The organism is Helicobacter himalayensis, assembly GCF_001602095.1.
In the GTDB taxonomy this organism is placed as follows: Bacteria; Campylobacterota; Campylobacteria; order Campylobacterales; family Helicobacteraceae; genus Helicobacter_F; species Helicobacter_F himalayensis.
The window spans coordinates 1638130-1653827 of record NZ_CP014991.1 but is presented as its reverse complement, the minus strand read 5'-3'; the positions used below and the strand labels follow the sequence as shown (position 1 = coordinate 1653827).

Genomic DNA, 15698 nt, shown 5'->3' with positions numbered 1-15698 from the left:
AAAGGCTTTGCAAAATGGCGAAGGAACGCATTATTGCCTTTCATCGCGCAAATAAGGTTGGTGATAATGTCGTAGCGATTAAGTCGCTATATGTGCTTAAATATCTTTACCCAGATTTTAAGCTTATGGTGCTGACAAATGGCGTGGGGAGGGGGCTATACAGACATTTAGGCTTTATTGATTATCTTTTTGATATAGATGAAAGCGCACAAATGGCAGAAGTGCGTGAAATGGAGCTTGATCTTCTCATCATCACGCATAAATGCCTGCCAAATATCACCCTTGCAAAATCTCTTAATGCGCGTAAAATCATTATGTATGCACACGCGCATAATCTCTTTGCTTCACGCTTTCAAGTCGTTTTCCCACGCGGTATAAAGTCTCATCACGAAAGTGAGAATATTCTTTATCTTGTGCGCGCTATCAATAAGGCACATTTTGATAAAAATTACCCCTTTATTGATTTTTCACAAGCGCGCCTTGTCGCAGGGACTGAAAATAAAGCATTTGTGGAAGCATTTTTTACAGAGCAAAAGTTAGGGATAGATTCTCAAACTTTTAAGCGCAGGATAATCGCAATAAATATTTTTGCCAGCCCTTCAAAACCTTGCAATTTTTCGCTAAAGAAATGGGTAGAGATTATCAACGCCCTTTGTGCGCGCTTTACAAAGATTGATTTTATCCTCACAAGCTTTGTTGGTGCGCCATATGATTTGCACGCGTGCAAGGAGCTAAACGCACCAAACTGCAAGATTTTTGTTAATAACGCAGATATTTTGAATCTCATCGCTCTTTTTGAGCGCGTTGATGGCTTAATAAGTGTGGATACGGGGAATATCCACATAGCTGATAATATGCGCCTACCGACTTTTGGGCTTTATAGCAGAGCTGTATTAGAGCGTTGGAGCGGTGGCAATTATGGAGGCGTGTTTGAGGCATTTTGCGTTGAAAATGCGCCTAAGGTAGGTAATAAAGAGCTTTTTATTCAAAAGGCAACTGCGTTTTTAGAGCGTGAAATTTTAATTTCTTAGAATCTGTTTGCGGTTTTTGTGGATTCTTTTTTTGCGCCCTTGTAGTTGAAAGATAACTTTTTGCTTGTATAATCAAAGTTGCTTTATTTTTTAACTTACAAAAAGGAGAATAAAAATGGGAAAATACATTGAACTTACGGAATCTAACTTTGATTCTACGATTGCAGAAGGTGTTGCGTTGGTTGATTTTTGGGCGCCGTGGTGTGGTCCTTGCAAAATGCTAGCTCCTGTGATTGATAAGCTTGCAGAAAACTATGAAGGCAAAGCAAAAATTTGCAAAGTCAATACTGATGAACAAGCAAATCTTTCAGCAAAATATGGAATTCGCAGTATTCCGACAATTTTCTTTATGAAAAATGGCGAGGTTGTTGATCAAATCGTCGGTGCAGTTGGCGAGGCTGCTTTGACACAAAAGCTTGATGGTTTGCTAAATTCTTAAAAATCACCACTTCATTTTTAAGGCAAAGCGGGATTTATTCCCGCGAGATAATACCTTTTCAGAATCTTTCTAAGCTTTAAATCTACTTAAATCTACTGCATTTTAAAAATTCCTGCTACAAATTTAAAAGATTCTTTTTTATTTTTCACTTTTGACTGCTATAATGCGCGAACAAATTCTACTTAAAACCTTTAAAATCAACTTGCCATTTTTGGAGATAATCTAGGCATATTGGAGGAATGATGATTCAAAAAATACCAACACACCCCAATCGTCGCTATTCTTACTTGAAGGATAAGTTGCAATATGACTTGCAGCGCTTTATCACACACGAATCTTTTGGTGGGATTTTGCTTGGAGTGTGTTTGGTGCTTGCGATGGTGGTGGCAAACTCACCTTATAGTGAGTGGTATCTTTGGTTGCAAAAGTTTGAATTTGGAGTTTTTTTTGGTGAGCTTGAGTTAAAAGTCGAGCTTTTGCACTTTATCAATGATGTATTGATGAGTTTTTTCTTTTTGCTTGTGGGCTTGGAGATGAAAAGGGAGATTCTCTATGGTGAGCTAGCGGGCTTTAAGAAAGTGAGTTTTTCGGTGCTAGCGGCAGTTGGTGGCATTGCTGTGCCAATTGTTATGTATCTTTGCTTCACGCACGGCACGCCTTATGAGAAAGGCTTTGGAATAGCGATGAGCACGGACACTGCCTTTGCGCTTGGGGTGATTTTATTGCTTGGTGATAGAGTGCCAAAGATTGTAAAAATATTCCTTGTGACACTTGCTGTGGCTGATGACTTAGGTGCAATAAGCGTAATTGCGCTGTTTTATTCAGATTCTATTGAACCTTTTTGGGTGTGCCTTTCACTCGTTATCATCGCGCTTTTGGGTTATTGTAATTTCCGTGATACCAAGCATTTATCACTTTATTTTTTACTTGGCACAATATTATGGATTTGTGTGTATTTAAGTGGCATACATGTTACTATCGCTGCGGTTTTGCTCGCGCTCATTATCCCGGGTAGGACGCGCGTAAATCGCAAATATTTTGCAAATATGTTCCACGAGTTTGAGCGCATTAAGCGTATTACAAACAATGGTGCGGATATTTTGCATGTGCAAGAGCAAAAACAGGGCTTTTGGAAATCAACCTTTAAAAATATCAAAAATTTTATGACTTCGTCATCTACACATAATGTCAATATGGCAAAGGCAAGCGAGCTTGTATATATGCTTGATACCATTGGCACTTATTCCCGCTATGCGCAAAATCCACTTTTGCGCCTCGAGCACGCACTTCAGCCACTTTGTGCGTATTTTATTGTGCCTATTTTTGCTTTTATGAATGCAGGTGTGGCACTTGATATGGAATCTATGGAAAGTATTTTGACAGATCATGTCGTGCTTGGCACGACTTTTGGGCTTGTGCTAGGTAAGCCTATTGGTATTTTTCTTTTTGCGTATTTGGGTGAAAAGCTTAATTTGTCCGTGCGTCCAGAGGGTTTGAATAATTTTCATGTTATCGCTGTTGGGGCGATTTCGGGTGTAGGCTTTACAATGTCAATTTTTGTGGCAAACCTCGCGTATAAAGATGACTTAGCCGCAATCGATCTTTCCAAAATCTCTATTTTGATAGCTTCTGCTATTGCGGTGGTGCTAGGCATCACGTTGATGGCACTTGCAACAAGAAAGAAAAATGTAGCACCAGAAGATTTCTTAAAGGTTGTAAGCTAGAGGCGTTTCTTAACTTTTTGGGTAATTGGCAGATTCCATATTGTTATTTTAACTTTGCATAAATGAAGTTTCCACTATAATACGCGCAATTTTCAAAAACCTTAAGGAGTTGGCTGTGCTAGAAGTATTGATGATTGAAGATGATGTGGAGTTGGCAGAGATTTTGAGCGATTATCTCAAAAAATATGATATGAATGTAACAAACTATGATGAGCCCTACACCGGTATGAGCGCGGTGAATGCGAAGCATTTTGATATTTTGTTGTTAGATTTGACATTGCCTAATTTGGATGGATTAGAAGTTTGCAAACGCGTGGCAAAGCAAAAAAATATCCCAATCATCATCTCAAGCGCTAGAAGTGATGTAGATGATAAAGTTAAAGCCCTTGAATACGGCGCTGATGACTATTTACCAAAGCCTTATGACCCAAAAGAATTAGTCGCGAGAATCCATTCTCTTCTGCGCCGTTACAGCAAGAAAAATCCAAAAGAGCAAAGCAAGGAAAAAGATTCTGTCTTTAAAATCGATAAGCACAGCCGACAGATTTTTTTCAAAGACAAGAGGCTTGAGCTCACACGTGCGGAGTATGAGATTTTGACACTGCTTATTAGTAAAAAAGGGCATGTATTCTCACGCGAAGCTATCGCTATTGAATCTGAATCTATCAACCCTGAAAGTTCAAATAAAAGCATAGATGTTATCATCGGGCGTCTGCGCTCAAAAATCGAGGAGAATCCAAAAAGCCCAAAATACATTATTTCCGTGCGTGGTGTAGGCTACAAGCTAGAAGTTTAAAGGTGAGTGACATAGCTTTTTGCAGACAGATTCTAAGAATCTGCGGGATTTTTTGTGCTTTGAGTTATGGTGTTTTTGCTAACGCGCTAGATTCTTTACGATATGAAGAAACACTTGATGGCGCAGTAATAGAGGCTGTCATTTCTTATAAATTTGTATTAAAAAATTCTATTCCCACAAGTGAGCGCTACCGCGTTTCATATGTTTTACAACCAACAAAAAATGCTCAAATAGCCTATGAATGCGAGATTAATGTCGGCGATTATGATATAAGTGATGATTTTAGTTTTTTTATCATCGCGCTTTTACGCGAGGAAAAAGAGCAGGTTTTACAATGCTTGCAAAAAGGCGTGGTTGGTGTGAAGGAATATGGGCTTTCAAGAGAATCTGCCATTACGCAACATACGCTTTTAGAGATTAAGCCAACAAGGGTGCTTGCTTCACTGCATAATCGCGCACTTCTTTTGAGGGTGTTAAAAAGATAGAATCCCACAACCTCAACAACCAAAAGGCATTAAGTATGCACGGGAGCCGAAGCGGGATTCGCTCCCGCGAGGTGATAGAACTTAACGAAATGTAAGCTTTTAGGATTCTTTAAAAATACTTGGCAAAGTTGTTTTGAAAGTGTTTCTTGCAATGCGATTAAGTAGAGAATCTACAATATTTTGCTCAAAACCTTGTGCCATAAGCTCTTGACTAAGCAATAAAAGTGCGGCGGTATTTTGTGGTGTGAGCGTGTGAAGCGCGATATTATGCGTTTTTAGCAAAGATTCAAACGCGCGCAAAAATGTATCAATCCTCTCATAGCTAAAGCCCAAATCCGACTCATCGCTTTGATTTTCAAACAAATCCGCACTTGGAGGCTTACTAATGATTTTTTGCGGGATATTAAGCGCGTCTGCAAGCGTGTAAATTTGGGTTTTGTAAAAATTACCAATAGGATTTATCGCACAAGCCAAATCTCCAAATATCGTGCCATAGCCAAGAAGCAACTCGCTTTTATTGCTCGTACCGATAACTAAGGCATTTTGTGCGCTTGCGTAATCATAAAGCAGATTCATTCGCATACGCGCACAGAAATTCCCAACACGTAAGCGTTCTAATGGATTAAGAGAATCTCCTAAATTGCTAAAAGCCCTAAACTCACGCTCATAAGGCGTGATTGGGATAATGTGATGTGTAATTTTATTAGCTACTGCAAAAAGTTTTGCGTCCTTAAGATTATGCTCATTTGAAGTAGAAGCAGGCAGTAAAAGCGCGCAAAGATTCTCTTTAAACACTTCCACACAAAGTTTTGCCACCACAGCAGAATCTATTCCGCCACTAAGCCCTAAAACGACTTTTTGAAAGCCCCTTTTTTGGACTTCATCTCTTAAAAACGCTTGTATTTTGCTAATTGTGTTTTTCATTATTTGCCTTATTTTGAGAATCTTAAGAAAATGTGTCAGAAAAATTTAAGAATAAACTTTGCGAAATATTAGCCACAAAAGGTTAAAAAGTGCTAAAAACTTAAGGTGGGTAATAAATGTTTAAGTGTTTTTTTCCTAACATACGAAGTTTGATTAAAAACAACGCTAAGAAAAAGGAGAATGTGATGTCAGAGAATGTCAAAAGGCGTGATTTTCTTGGTATGACGCTAGGAGGTGTCGCTGTAGCTGGTGCGGTAGCTTCCTTATATGCGATGAAGCGCTCTTGGGATCCGTTGCCAAGTGTGGTTTCTGCAGGATTTACGATTGTAGATTTAAGTCAAGTCCAAGAAGGTGTATTGAACACGGTAGAGTGGAGAGGCAAGCCTGTTTATATCCTCAAAAAACAAAGTGGCGCTCCAAAGGTTGAGGGGCGCGATTTTGAAATAAATGGGGCTTTATATACGGTTGGGATTCAGATTTGCACGCATTTGGGTTGTATCCCCGGCTTTGATGAAAAGAAACAAAGCTTTTTGTGTGCGTGCCATGGTGGGCAGTTTGATGCTTCTGGTGTGAATAAAAAAGGCACACCGCCACCAAGACCTATGGAAATCCCACCTTTCAAACTTGATGGACTTAAAATGGTGCTAGGTGAGGAAGGTCCCGAATACAAAGCGCTTAAAAATGCGTAGCTTAAGGTTTTAAGGAGCAAATAATGGAAGTAAAAAAAGCAGATGGTATTGTAGATTGGCTTGATCAACGCATCGCGGTAAGGAAGCTTATCGAAGTGTTGATGACGAAGTATTGGGTTCCAAAGAAAATTAACTTTCTTTGGGCTATGGGTGTTATTTTGTTGGTGCTTTTTAGCGCATTGGTGGTGAGCGGGCTGTTTTTGCTTATGTATTACAAGCCTGATACCAAACTTGCCTTTGATAGTGTGAATGATACGATTATGCGCGAAGTGGCGTTTGGTTGGCTGTGGAGACATATTCACGCAGTGGCTGCAAGTATGATATTTTTGATTATTTACATCCATATGTTTGTGGCGATTTATTATGGCTCTTATAAGCGCGGTAGAGAGATGGTGTGGATTGGCGGAATGTTGCTTTTCGTGCTTTTTTCTGCTGAAGCGTTTAGCGGTTATATGCTTCCGTGGGGACAAATGAGCTTTTGGGCGGCGGCTGTGATTACAAACTTGCCAAGTGCGATTCCGGGTGTAGGTCCTGATTTGGTTGAATGGGTGAGAGGGAATTTTGTCGTGGCGGATTCTACGCTGACAAGATTTTTTATGTTGCATGTGTGCTTGTTGCCTATTGTTATTTTGATGGTTATTGCATTGCACTTTTACACACTAAGAGTGCCGCATGTCAATAACGAAGAGGGCGAAGAGATTGACTTTGAAGCGGAAGCAAAGAAATACGAAGAAGGCAAAAAGGCAGAATCTAAGGTGATTGCGTTTTGGCCAGACTTCCTTTGCAAGGATATTTTCATCGTTAGTGTCTTTATGATGCTCTTTTTCTATCTTGTATGTTATCACTTTGATTTTGCGATGGATCCCATCAACTTTGACCCTGCAAATAACCTTAAAACGCCGGCACATATTTACCCAGAGTGGTATTTCTTGTGGAGTTATGAAGTGTTAAGAGGATTTTTCTTTAGCGCGGATTTGGGGCTTGCGGCATTTGGTATTGCACAGGTGGCATTCCTTTTCCTTCCGTGGCTGGATAGAAGCCCAGCTGTTGCGCCAGCGCACAAAAGAAGCGGGTATTTTGTATGGTTTTGGGTGCTTGTTGTTGATTTAGTTGTGCTTACAATCTTTGGTAAATTACCACCAGAAGGCATTAATAACCAAATTGGTTTGGTGGCTGCTCTAGGATTCTTAATATGGGTATTTGTCGCGCTACCTGTTGTAACGATTATGGAAAGAAACAAGAATAAGGGGGCAAGACAATGAGAGAACTTAAAATATTAGTTATTGTAGGTGTCGTTGTAGGCGTTTTGTATTGGGGTGTAGAGCCACTCGCACATTCAGTGTTCCACCCAAAAACTGCGCCTGTTGATTTTGCGTTCAATGATTTACAAAGCATTGATTTAAGCAAGGGTGATAAAGACAGAGGAGAAGCAATTGTGACTGGAAACTGCATTGCTTGCCACAATATCAAGGCTGCGGGCTTTGATAATGGGGTATTGCAGTTTGATGGTGGAAAAGATGGCAAGATTACTACGCCAGATTTATCCACAGCAGGCGCGATTTATGATGAGAAATTTTTAGCAGCACTTATCATTGATCCTGTGCATGCACTAAAGTTGGAGCATAAATTTAACGATGAGAATCCATTCCCAATGCTTCCTTATGCGCCAGAAGGTGATGATATAGAGCAAGAAGTCGCAGATATTGTGGCGTATCTAAAATCCATCGGTAGCGTGTCTTTGAGAAATGAGGTGATTTACTCTCAAGAATACACCGAGCAAAAAGAAGCACTTGCAAAAAGCGAGCTTTCAGATTCTAAAAAAGAAGCAATTTTGAAAGACTTAGAGGAGCGCTTGACAAATAAAGCAGTGTTTCAAGATGCTTGCTCAAGATGCCATAATATCCGCTATGATGAGCCAAAGAGCGCAGAGCATTTAGCGCAAGTACTTGCCAAACGCAACGAAATCAAAAACTATCTAGGTGCGGAAGCTCCGGATTTATCGATGATTATCCGTGCTAAGGGTGAACATTATTTAGAAGCTTTTATCAATAACCCACAAAGGGTGGCATACAGCGCGATTAAGCAAGCTGTGCTTGATTCTTTGGTTAATCAAAAAAGAGCTGAAGAGATAGAAAAAATCAATACAGATTCTTCGCTTAATGCTGAACAAAAAGCACAAAAAATTGCAGTAGAAGAGGAGAAAGATGCTAAAGCTTATGGAATCTCACTTCCTGAAAATACTTCAAAAAGCCCGTGGCAGGAAGATGATGATTACACAAATCTTGCAAAAGAAATGGGAGTGATGCCTGTGGGACTTTCAATGCCACGCGTTGGACTCACTCAAGAATCTCAAGATCGCGTGATTGCATATTTGGAATCTGTTGGCGATTCTAAAAAGCAAGAGCGCGAAGCGCTTGGTGTGTATTTGATAATATTCTTTGGTGTGTTGAGCGTGCTTGCGTATTTTTGGAAGCGCAAAATTTGGAAGCAATTACACTAATTTCCTTCCTTTATGAAAGCCCTGTGCTTTCATAAAGGCTTTGTTCTTAAAATTCTACATATTTTTTAATATTCTCTAACGCTTTTCTTAATGTATTTGGCTCGATATAGGTATTTTCTTGTTGTGGGTGCATAGAGGTATCTGGGGTTTTTCCAATCATATAAAAATATTTACATTCTTTAGCAAGTGCAATAAAGTGCGGGTGATTATCGTGGTAGTATTCAGAAAAAAGTTCAAATAAAGTAGCGTGTTTATTTAGAAAGATAGAATTTGCAAGGCTTGAGCCGTGCATTCCTGCTAGGATTTTGCATTCCTGCATAAGTTCAATTTGTTTTTGTATGCTTAAAGAATCCGGCAAGATAATCTCAAAACCAAATTCTTTAAATATCGCTTCCACTTCGTTATGATTTACAATGTTGCGATTAGAATTTTTTGGACGCGTAAAAAATATTTTGCGCCTTGGTATCCAAGATTGCGATAATATCTGGGTATATAAATGTTTAACAAGGCTAGGCTGGTAGAGTATGCGAAAATGCGTATGTTTTCTGTATTCAATAATTTCATATTCATTCAAAAGTGTTGGGATAATGAGTTCTTGTGCGAAAATCAGATGATTTTTGTTTGCTGGGATAATTTGAGATTCATTAATTCCTAGCATTTTTGGCAATTCTTTTTGAAAAGAATAGTTTTGTGGCAGGATATAAAAATCCGGCATTTTTTTGCTAAGGCGTATTTGATAAAGTCCCATCATCACTTCAGTAATAAAGTGTCCGTAGCAATCTCCCACATTTCGCGTTAAAAGAGCTGCGCTTCCATTTAGGTCTGTGATTTTACGCGTATAAAAGGGGATATAAAACAATTTAAACCAATTTTTTGATAAGCGCAAGATATTTATAAGAGCTTGCCTTGTGTTTAGGTTTTTTGGGGTGTTAAATGGATGTATTCTGAGAGTAGTATAAGAAAGCAACGCTTTTTTACTTTTTGTGAAAACTAAATCTATATTTGTCCTTGCATAGGCATTTGGCAAGGTGCGAACAATAAGTTTTTTAGTTTTGTAAGTGTAGGGGCGAAAAAAATGATGGTAGTTTCCAAAAACATCAGTAAGGTGAAAGTTAGAATAATGGGGTTTAGAGCTATTTCTTTTTATGGTATCATCTTGTGCAAATAAATCGCACTGCGCCTCCGCTTTGCGCTCATACTCTGCGTTTTTTGATTGTCGGGAATCTAAGATTCTATCGCGCTGGTTGAGATTTTTAGAATCTGTGGAATTTTTCTTTGCAATATCCCCCCCCCCTCAAAGCTTTATCTAAGACTTCTGGCAAGGAATTTTCATCTTGATAGTAAAAAAGTCCATTTCCGCAAACGAGCACATTTTCTTCATTCCATACGCAAATTTCTTCGCTTATTTCGTTGTTTTCTTTTGCTTTGCTAAAGGTTGTAGTTTTGGATTGAAAAAATTTATTTAGTATTGCCACAAGAGCCTCCTTTTTTTAATTTTGTGGTGGGCATTATAGCATTTAAGCGAGTATTTTTTGATTTTATATTTTAGAATCATAAAATTTAAAACACGATATGTGTTTGTTACTTTTTGTGGCATAGTGGATTTGGCGTCAGATTCTCGCAAAATAGGGATTGTTGCTAGAAATTTACTAAAAAATACCAAAAAATCAAAAAATTTATAGTAAAAATCACCAAACACATATCGTATTTTTAAAAATTTGTGCCACAATTGCACCTACAAAATTATTTCATCACAAAGGACAAGATATGAGCAATATCATCGGATTTCCAAGAATGGGGCAAAATAGGGAACTCAAAAAAGCGCTAGAGGCGTTTTGGAGTGGCAAGTGTAGCCAAAGTGAGCTTGAAAGTGTAGCAAAAGAATTGCGCGCAAAGCATTGGGCGAAGCAAAAAAACCTAGAATATGTGTGCGTGAATGACTTTAGCTTTTATGACAATGTGCTAGATTTAGCTTATGTGCTCAACGCAAAGCCTGCACGTTTTAAAAATGTGAGCGGGTTGGAAGGCTATTTTGCGTTAGCGCGCGGAGCTAGAGACGCGGTGGCGTGCGAGATGACAAAGTGGTTTAATACAAACTATCACTATGTCGTGCCAGAGCTTAGCATCGATGATGAATACAAGGCTGATGCAAGCACTATCATTGCGCAGTATAATGAAGCCAAAAATCTAGGCTATAACCCAAAAATTAGCCTGATTGGGCTTTTCACATTTTTTGGGCTTAGCAAGGTTGTTAAAGGCGAGCCAAAAGAGGTATTTAGCAAGGTGAAAAGCGCGTATTTGGATTTAATCGATGAGTTGGTGGCGAAGATTCCGAACATTGTGATTGAATTTAGCGAGCCGATTTTTGTGCGTGGCTGGGACAAAGAGCTTTCTGAGTTGCAATGCGTGTATGATAGAGGCGCGATTGAGTGCATTTATGATGTTATTGCTAAAAAGGGCGTGAAAGCCATTGTTAGCACATTTTTTGAGCATAGCAAGGAATTTACCGAGATTTTACTAAAAACGTCAATTTATGGTATCGGGCTTGACTTTGTGTATGGTGAGAAAAACTTTGAGAGCTTGCAAGCTATCGCAAATAGCGATAAAGTGCTTTTTGCGGGCGTGATTGATGGGCGCAATATTTGGGTGGCAAATTTAGAATCTAAACTTGCACTTTTAGAGCAAATCGCGCAAATTGTGCCAAAGGAGCGCGTTATCGTAAGCGCTTCGTGCTCGCTCTTGCATGTGCCTTTTGGTAAAGATGATGAAAATAAAATGGATAAAGAGATTCTCTCTTGGTTAAGCTTCGCGCAAGAAAAGCTCATTGAATTAGAAGTTTTAGAGGATCTTTTCAAAAATAACGTGCCAAAAGCAGAAAGTAAAGAATTTTTCACGCAAAATAAGGCGATTAATTCCGCGCGTGCGAACTCTTCACGCACCAACAATAAAGCTGTGCGCGAGCGCGTAAGTGCAAACACACTCAAAGTGCGTAAGGAGGATTTTGCGACGCGCATTAAGATTCAACGCGAGAATCTAGGCTATGGCGATTTAGCCACGACAACTATTGGCTCATTTCCACAAACGCCAGAATTGAGAGCATTGCGTCGAAACTACAAAAAAGGTGTGATTGATAAAAATGTCTATGATGAGGGCATTAAGGAGTATATCAAAGATTGTGTGAAGTTCCAAGAGGAAATTGGGCTTGATGTCCTTGTGCATGGCGAGCCAGAGCGTAATGATATGGTGGAGTATTTTGGCGAGCAAATGGAAGGTTTTGTGTTTAGCGCAAATGGTTGGGTGCAAAGCTATGGTAGTCGCTGCGTGAAGCCACCAATTATTTTTGGCGATGTGAGTCGCCCAAAAGCGATGACGTTAGAGTGGAGCAAATACGCCCAAAGCCTCACGCAAAAGATTATGAAAGGAATGCTTACAGGTCCGGTAACTATCTTAAATTGGAGTTTTGTGCGCGATGATATTTCACGCGCGCAAGTGTGTGAGCAAATCGCGTTAGGAATTGCTGATGAGATAGATGACTTGCAAAAAGGTGGGATTAAGATTATTCAAGTTGATGAAGCAGCGTTTAAAGAGGGCTATCCTTTGCGCGCGGAAAATATCAAAACCTATGAAGAATGGGCGCTTAAATGCTTTAAAATCTCCACTGCCGTAGCAGAATCTAGCACGCAGATTCACACGCATATGTGTTATAGCGAGTTTAATGATATTATTAAAACCATCGAGGCGCTTGATGCAGATGTGATAAGCATCGAAACCGCGCGCAGTGGCAATAGCCTGCTAAAAATCTTTAAGCAAGTGGGTTATACGCACGAAGTAGGTCCGGGCGTGTATGATATTCATAGTCCAAGAATCCCAAGTGTGGAGGAAATAGAAGCGCAAATTAAGGCACTTTTAGAGGTATTGCCAAAAGAGCAACTTTGGATAAATCCAGACTGCGGGCTTAAAACGCGTAAATGGGAAGAGGTAAAGCCGAGCCTTAAAAATATGGTCGAAGCGACAAAAGCGGTGCGTGCGAAGCTGTAAGTTTTAGAATCTAGCGTGGGAATCTAAATATAGAGATTCTCGCGCACAAGCGTTGGCGAGTAAATCTACAAACAGAAGTAAAAAAGCAAAAGAGTAAATTTAAGAAGACAAAAAGGGTACAAATGAAAGCAAAAAATTTCGATTTAGAATCTCTTATTGCAAAGCTTCACACCAACGCGCCATTTTTAAGCCTTGAAATCACTCCGCCTTTAAGCGCAAAAATACGAACAGATTCTCTAAGGCAATTGCAAAATTTAGATTACATCAACGCCTTTGTCTGCACGGATTCTCCATTAGCGCGTTTCAAGCCTTCATCTGTCATTAGCTCGCTAAAACTGCAAGATTTTTTGCAAAAGCCACTTATTTGCACGCTTAGTATGAGGGATCGCAATTCTATCGCGCTTTGTGGTGATATTTTAGCGGCAAATGAACTTGGCTTGCGCGTATTCTTGAGCCTCACGGGGGATTCTATCAAGCTTGGGGATTGCACGGAAACTAAGGGTATATTTGAGGATAATTCTTTAAAACTCGCACGCATTATTGATGCGCTAAATAGTGGCTATGGCATAAATCATAAGCCCCTAAGTGAGCCTGTGCAAAAAATTTATAATTTTCATGTCATTAATTCTTACGCAAATAATATGGAAAGTCTTAAAACAAAATTAGCCAAAAAGCTAAGCAATAGCGAGGTTATAGGCTTTTTTACCCAGCCGGTATATGATGAAAAAAGTGGCGCATTTTTGTTAAAAGCCATAGAGCGACTCAATAGCGAGTATGGGCGCAAAAGCGTGCTTATTTTTGGTTTTTATCCCATTTTGAGTTACAAAACTGCGCTTTTTTTGCGTGATAAATTGCCCGGCGTCTTTGTGCCAGAAAGTCTCATTGAAAGCTTAGAATCTGCTTCAAAAATCAGCAAGCAAGAAGAAGAAAAAGTGGGTTTTGAACAAAGCGTGATTTTACTCCAAAAGCTCCAAAAGCTTAATAACAAAATCCACTTTATGAATCCGCAAAAAATCGCGCTTTTTGCGCCGTATTTTGACAGGGCATAAGCACTTTATTTTATGTGGATTTTTGGCGAGCATGTGTATTTTGAGCAAAAAGCCATTGTGCGCGCGTATAAATTTAGTGAGTTGCAAGAGGCGTTTTGCAAAATCGAGCGCTATGCTAAAAAGCACTACGCGCTTGGGTATGTGGCGTATGAGGCGTGGTATGAAAGTTTTGACTTAGATTCCATTTCAAGCGCGCAAGATACATCAGATTCTAAACAATTGCCATTGCTAGAATTTTATATTTTTTCCAAACGCAAAAAATTAGATTATCTAGAATCTAAGCACGAAAAAATCTCCCAACCCTTTGCTTTTGAAATTTTGCAAAATCTTGATTTCTCGCGTTACAAAAGCGACTTTGCACGCATTAAAAATGAACTAAAGGTGGGCAATACTTACCAAATTAATTACACGCAGGAGATGCGACTTTTCACCCGTGCAAAGCCACTTGATGTTTTTTTCTCGTTAAAAAAGCGTCAAAACACGCGTTATAAGGCTTTTTTTAACACCAAATATGCGCAGATTCTTTCTTTTTCTCCTGAACTTTTTTTCAAGCTGAAAAATGGCTCAATCACGCTAGAACCAATGAAGGGCACGATTTTGCGCGCAAAAGATAAAGCACAAGATAAGAAGAACAAGGAATTTTTACACAGGGATAGTAAAAATATTTCTGAAAATATGATGATTGTGGATTTACTGCGCAATGACATTAGCCAAATCGCGCGCGTTGGAAGCTTAAGGGTTAAGAAACTTCTTAAAATCCGACCTTTAAAAACACTCTACCAAATGGTTTCAATCCTCAAAGCGCAAGTAGATTCCACGCAGGATTTAAGCCAAATCTTTTCTATATTTAATGCGCTTTTTCCATGTGGCTCGATTACTGGTGCGCCCAAAAAATCCACAATGCACAAAATTCAAATGTTAGAATCCCGCACAAGGGGCGTGTATTGCGGTGCGATTGGCTTAGTACATAAGAAAAAGGCGTGTTTTAATGTGCCAATCCGCACTTTGGTGCGTTACAAATATGAGGAATTTTATCGCTATGGCGTTGGAAGTGGGGTTGTGTGGGATTCTGTGATGGAGGAAGAGTTTAAAGAATTGCGCGTAAAATCACGCTTTTTATTTTCCGCCACACCCACAAATACAGAATCTAACCAGCCAAAAAATGTAGAAACTCTACAAGATGATACAAACAATGAAATAGCTCTTTTTGAAACCTTTCTTGTTAAATACGAAAACAACGCTTTTAGAGTATTTTTAGGCGCGTATCATTGGCAAAGATTATTGCAAAGCGCGCGTAAGCTTTTTAGTGATTTTGATAATTTCACACAAAATCCCACACGAGCTTTTTTAAGCGAAATAAAACACATTGCAAAGCCTTATGTGAGCAATCATATCGCGCAGGCAATGCGTGTAAAATTTCTCAAATCCTGCCTTATGGAAAATAAAAATCTTTCACCGCTGCAAATTCCTTTTGCGTGGGATTTTATGCCACAAAGTTTGGACAATATGCTTAAAAAGCATTTTACCCACATGCCAGCGCCTGTGTTTATCGTAAAACTCATACTTACGCAAAATGGTGCGCTGTCTTTGCAGGTGCGGGATTTCACGCCTTCCACCTTGCAAAATACTGCTTATCTCTCCCACACGCGCCAAGATTCCCACAATGATTTTTTGTATCACAAAACCACGCAAAGAGCGCATTTTGAAAAACAAGAGCATTTTAAAAATGTAGATTCTGCGCTTTTTGATGTGCTTTACTGCAATGAATTTGGCGCGCTCACGGAAGGTGCAAGAAGTAATATTATCCTTTTGCAAGGAAAAAAGTTGGTAACGCCCTCACTTGAAAGTGGCTTGCTACCGGGCTGTATGCGCGCATTTTTGCTTGATTGTGGGATTTTAAGCGAGGAGTATTTATCAAAGAAGAATCTTAAACGCACTCAAAGCATTTTCCTTTGCAATTCCGTGCGTGGCATTGTGCGGGTAAATCTCAAAAAATCCAGAGGTAGGGGCAAAAAGAGGTAAG

14 protein-coding genes are annotated in these 15698 nt (G+C 39.4%); 11 read left to right on the top strand and 3 right to left on the bottom strand.

The window, feature by feature from the left end; genetic code table 11:
• Nucleotides 1-14 precede the first annotated feature (14 nt).
• The 5 genes from A3217_RS07895 to A3217_RS07875 all read left to right on the top strand — a co-directional run bounded on the left by A3217_RS07895 (nucleotide 15) and on the right by A3217_RS07875 (nucleotide 4475).
• A complete protein-coding gene (locus tag A3217_RS07895) occupies nucleotides 15-1031 on the top strand; it encodes a glycosyltransferase family 9 protein (RefSeq protein WP_066389380.1) in 1017 nt (338 codons plus the stop codon).
• A 115-nt stretch (nucleotides 1032-1146) separates the two neighbouring features.
• A complete protein-coding gene (gene trxA, locus A3217_RS07890) occupies nucleotides 1147-1470 on the top strand; it encodes a thioredoxin (protein ID WP_066389379.1) in 324 nt (107 codons plus the stop codon).
• A 242-nt stretch (nucleotides 1471-1712) separates the two neighbouring features.
• Entirely contained in the window at nucleotides 1713-3194 is a 1482-nt protein-coding gene (gene nhaA / locus A3217_RS07885) for a Na+/H+ antiporter NhaA (protein ID WP_066389376.1), read from the top strand.
• A gap of 115 nt (nucleotides 3195-3309) precedes the next feature.
• Nucleotides 3310-3990 (top strand): acid response regulator transcription factor ArsR, encoded by a 681-nt coding sequence (gene arsR / locus A3217_RS07880; protein ID WP_066389375.1) that lies wholly within the window; start codon nucleotides 3310-3312, stop codon nucleotides 3988-3990.
• A gap of 2 nt (nucleotides 3991-3992) precedes the next feature.
• Entirely contained in the window at nucleotides 3993-4475 is a 483-nt protein-coding gene (locus A3217_RS07875; RefSeq protein ID WP_066389374.1) for a hypothetical protein, read from the top strand.
• Between the two features lie 99 nt (nucleotides 4476-4574).
• Here A3217_RS07875 and A3217_RS07870 read toward each other — a convergent pair whose 3' ends face one another.
• The gene (locus A3217_RS07870) at nucleotides 4575-5399 is read right to left on the bottom strand and encodes an NAD+ synthase (protein WP_066389372.1); all 825 of its coding nucleotides are present in this window, start codon (nucleotides 5397-5399) and stop codon (nucleotides 4575-4577) included.
• Between the two features lie 185 nt (nucleotides 5400-5584).
• On the opposite strand from A3217_RS07870, the gene A3217_RS07865 reads away from it, so the two are divergent.
• The 3 genes from A3217_RS07865 to A3217_RS07855 are packed head-to-tail and all read left to right on the top strand — an operon-like array spanning nucleotide 5585 to nucleotide 8588.
• Nucleotides 5585-6088, top strand: coding sequence for a Rieske 2Fe-2S domain-containing protein (locus A3217_RS07865; protein ID WP_066389370.1), 504 nt, complete (start codon nucleotides 5585-5587; stop codon nucleotides 6086-6088).
• 20 nt (nucleotides 6089-6108) lie between these two features.
• On the top strand, nucleotides 6109-7350 hold the full coding sequence (locus A3217_RS07860; RefSeq protein ID WP_197456928.1) for a cytochrome b: 1242 nt from the start codon (nucleotides 6109-6111) through the stop codon (nucleotides 7348-7350).
• On the top strand, nucleotides 7347-8588 hold the full coding sequence (locus tag A3217_RS07855) for a c-type cytochrome (RefSeq protein ID WP_066389368.1): 1242 nt from the start codon (nucleotides 7347-7349) through the stop codon (nucleotides 8586-8588). The genes A3217_RS07860 and A3217_RS07855 overlap by 4 nt, the downstream gene beginning before the upstream one ends.
• A gap of 46 nt (nucleotides 8589-8634) precedes the next feature.
• Here the strand turns inward: A3217_RS07855 and A3217_RS07850 are convergent, their stop codons facing one another.
• Together A3217_RS07850 and A3217_RS07845 are read right to left on the bottom strand one after the other, a co-directional pair.
• A complete protein-coding gene (locus A3217_RS07850) occupies nucleotides 8635-9447 on the bottom strand; it encodes a glycosyltransferase family 61 protein (protein ID WP_156471899.1) in 813 nt (270 codons plus the stop codon).
• Nucleotides 9448-9841: 394 nt separating this feature from the next.
• The gene (locus tag A3217_RS07845) at nucleotides 9842-10063 is read right to left on the bottom strand and encodes a hypothetical protein (protein WP_066389365.1); all 222 of its coding nucleotides are present in this window, start codon (nucleotides 10061-10063) and stop codon (nucleotides 9842-9844) included.
• A 292-nt stretch (nucleotides 10064-10355) separates the two neighbouring features.
• Here A3217_RS07845 and metE point away from each other — a divergent pair, with 292 nt between their 5' ends.
• The 3 genes from metE (at nucleotide 10356) to A3217_RS07825 (ending at nucleotide 15697) form a co-directional block, all read left to right on the top strand.
• Nucleotides 10356-12626: a 5-methyltetrahydropteroyltriglutamate--homocysteine S-methyltransferase gene (metE, locus tag A3217_RS07835; protein ID WP_066389362.1), complete on the top strand. Its 2271-nt coding sequence runs from the start codon at nucleotides 10356-10358 to the stop codon at nucleotides 12624-12626.
• Between the two features lie 122 nt (nucleotides 12627-12748).
• Entirely contained in the window at nucleotides 12749-13675 is a 927-nt protein-coding gene (locus A3217_RS07830; protein ID WP_066389360.1) for a methylenetetrahydrofolate reductase, read from the top strand.
• Between the two features lie 12 nt (nucleotides 13676-13687).
• Nucleotides 13688-15697: a bifunctional chorismate-binding protein/class IV aminotransferase gene (locus A3217_RS07825; protein ID WP_066389359.1), complete on the top strand. Its 2010-nt coding sequence runs from the start codon at nucleotides 13688-13690 to the stop codon at nucleotides 15695-15697.
• Nucleotide 15698: the final 1 nt, after the last annotated feature.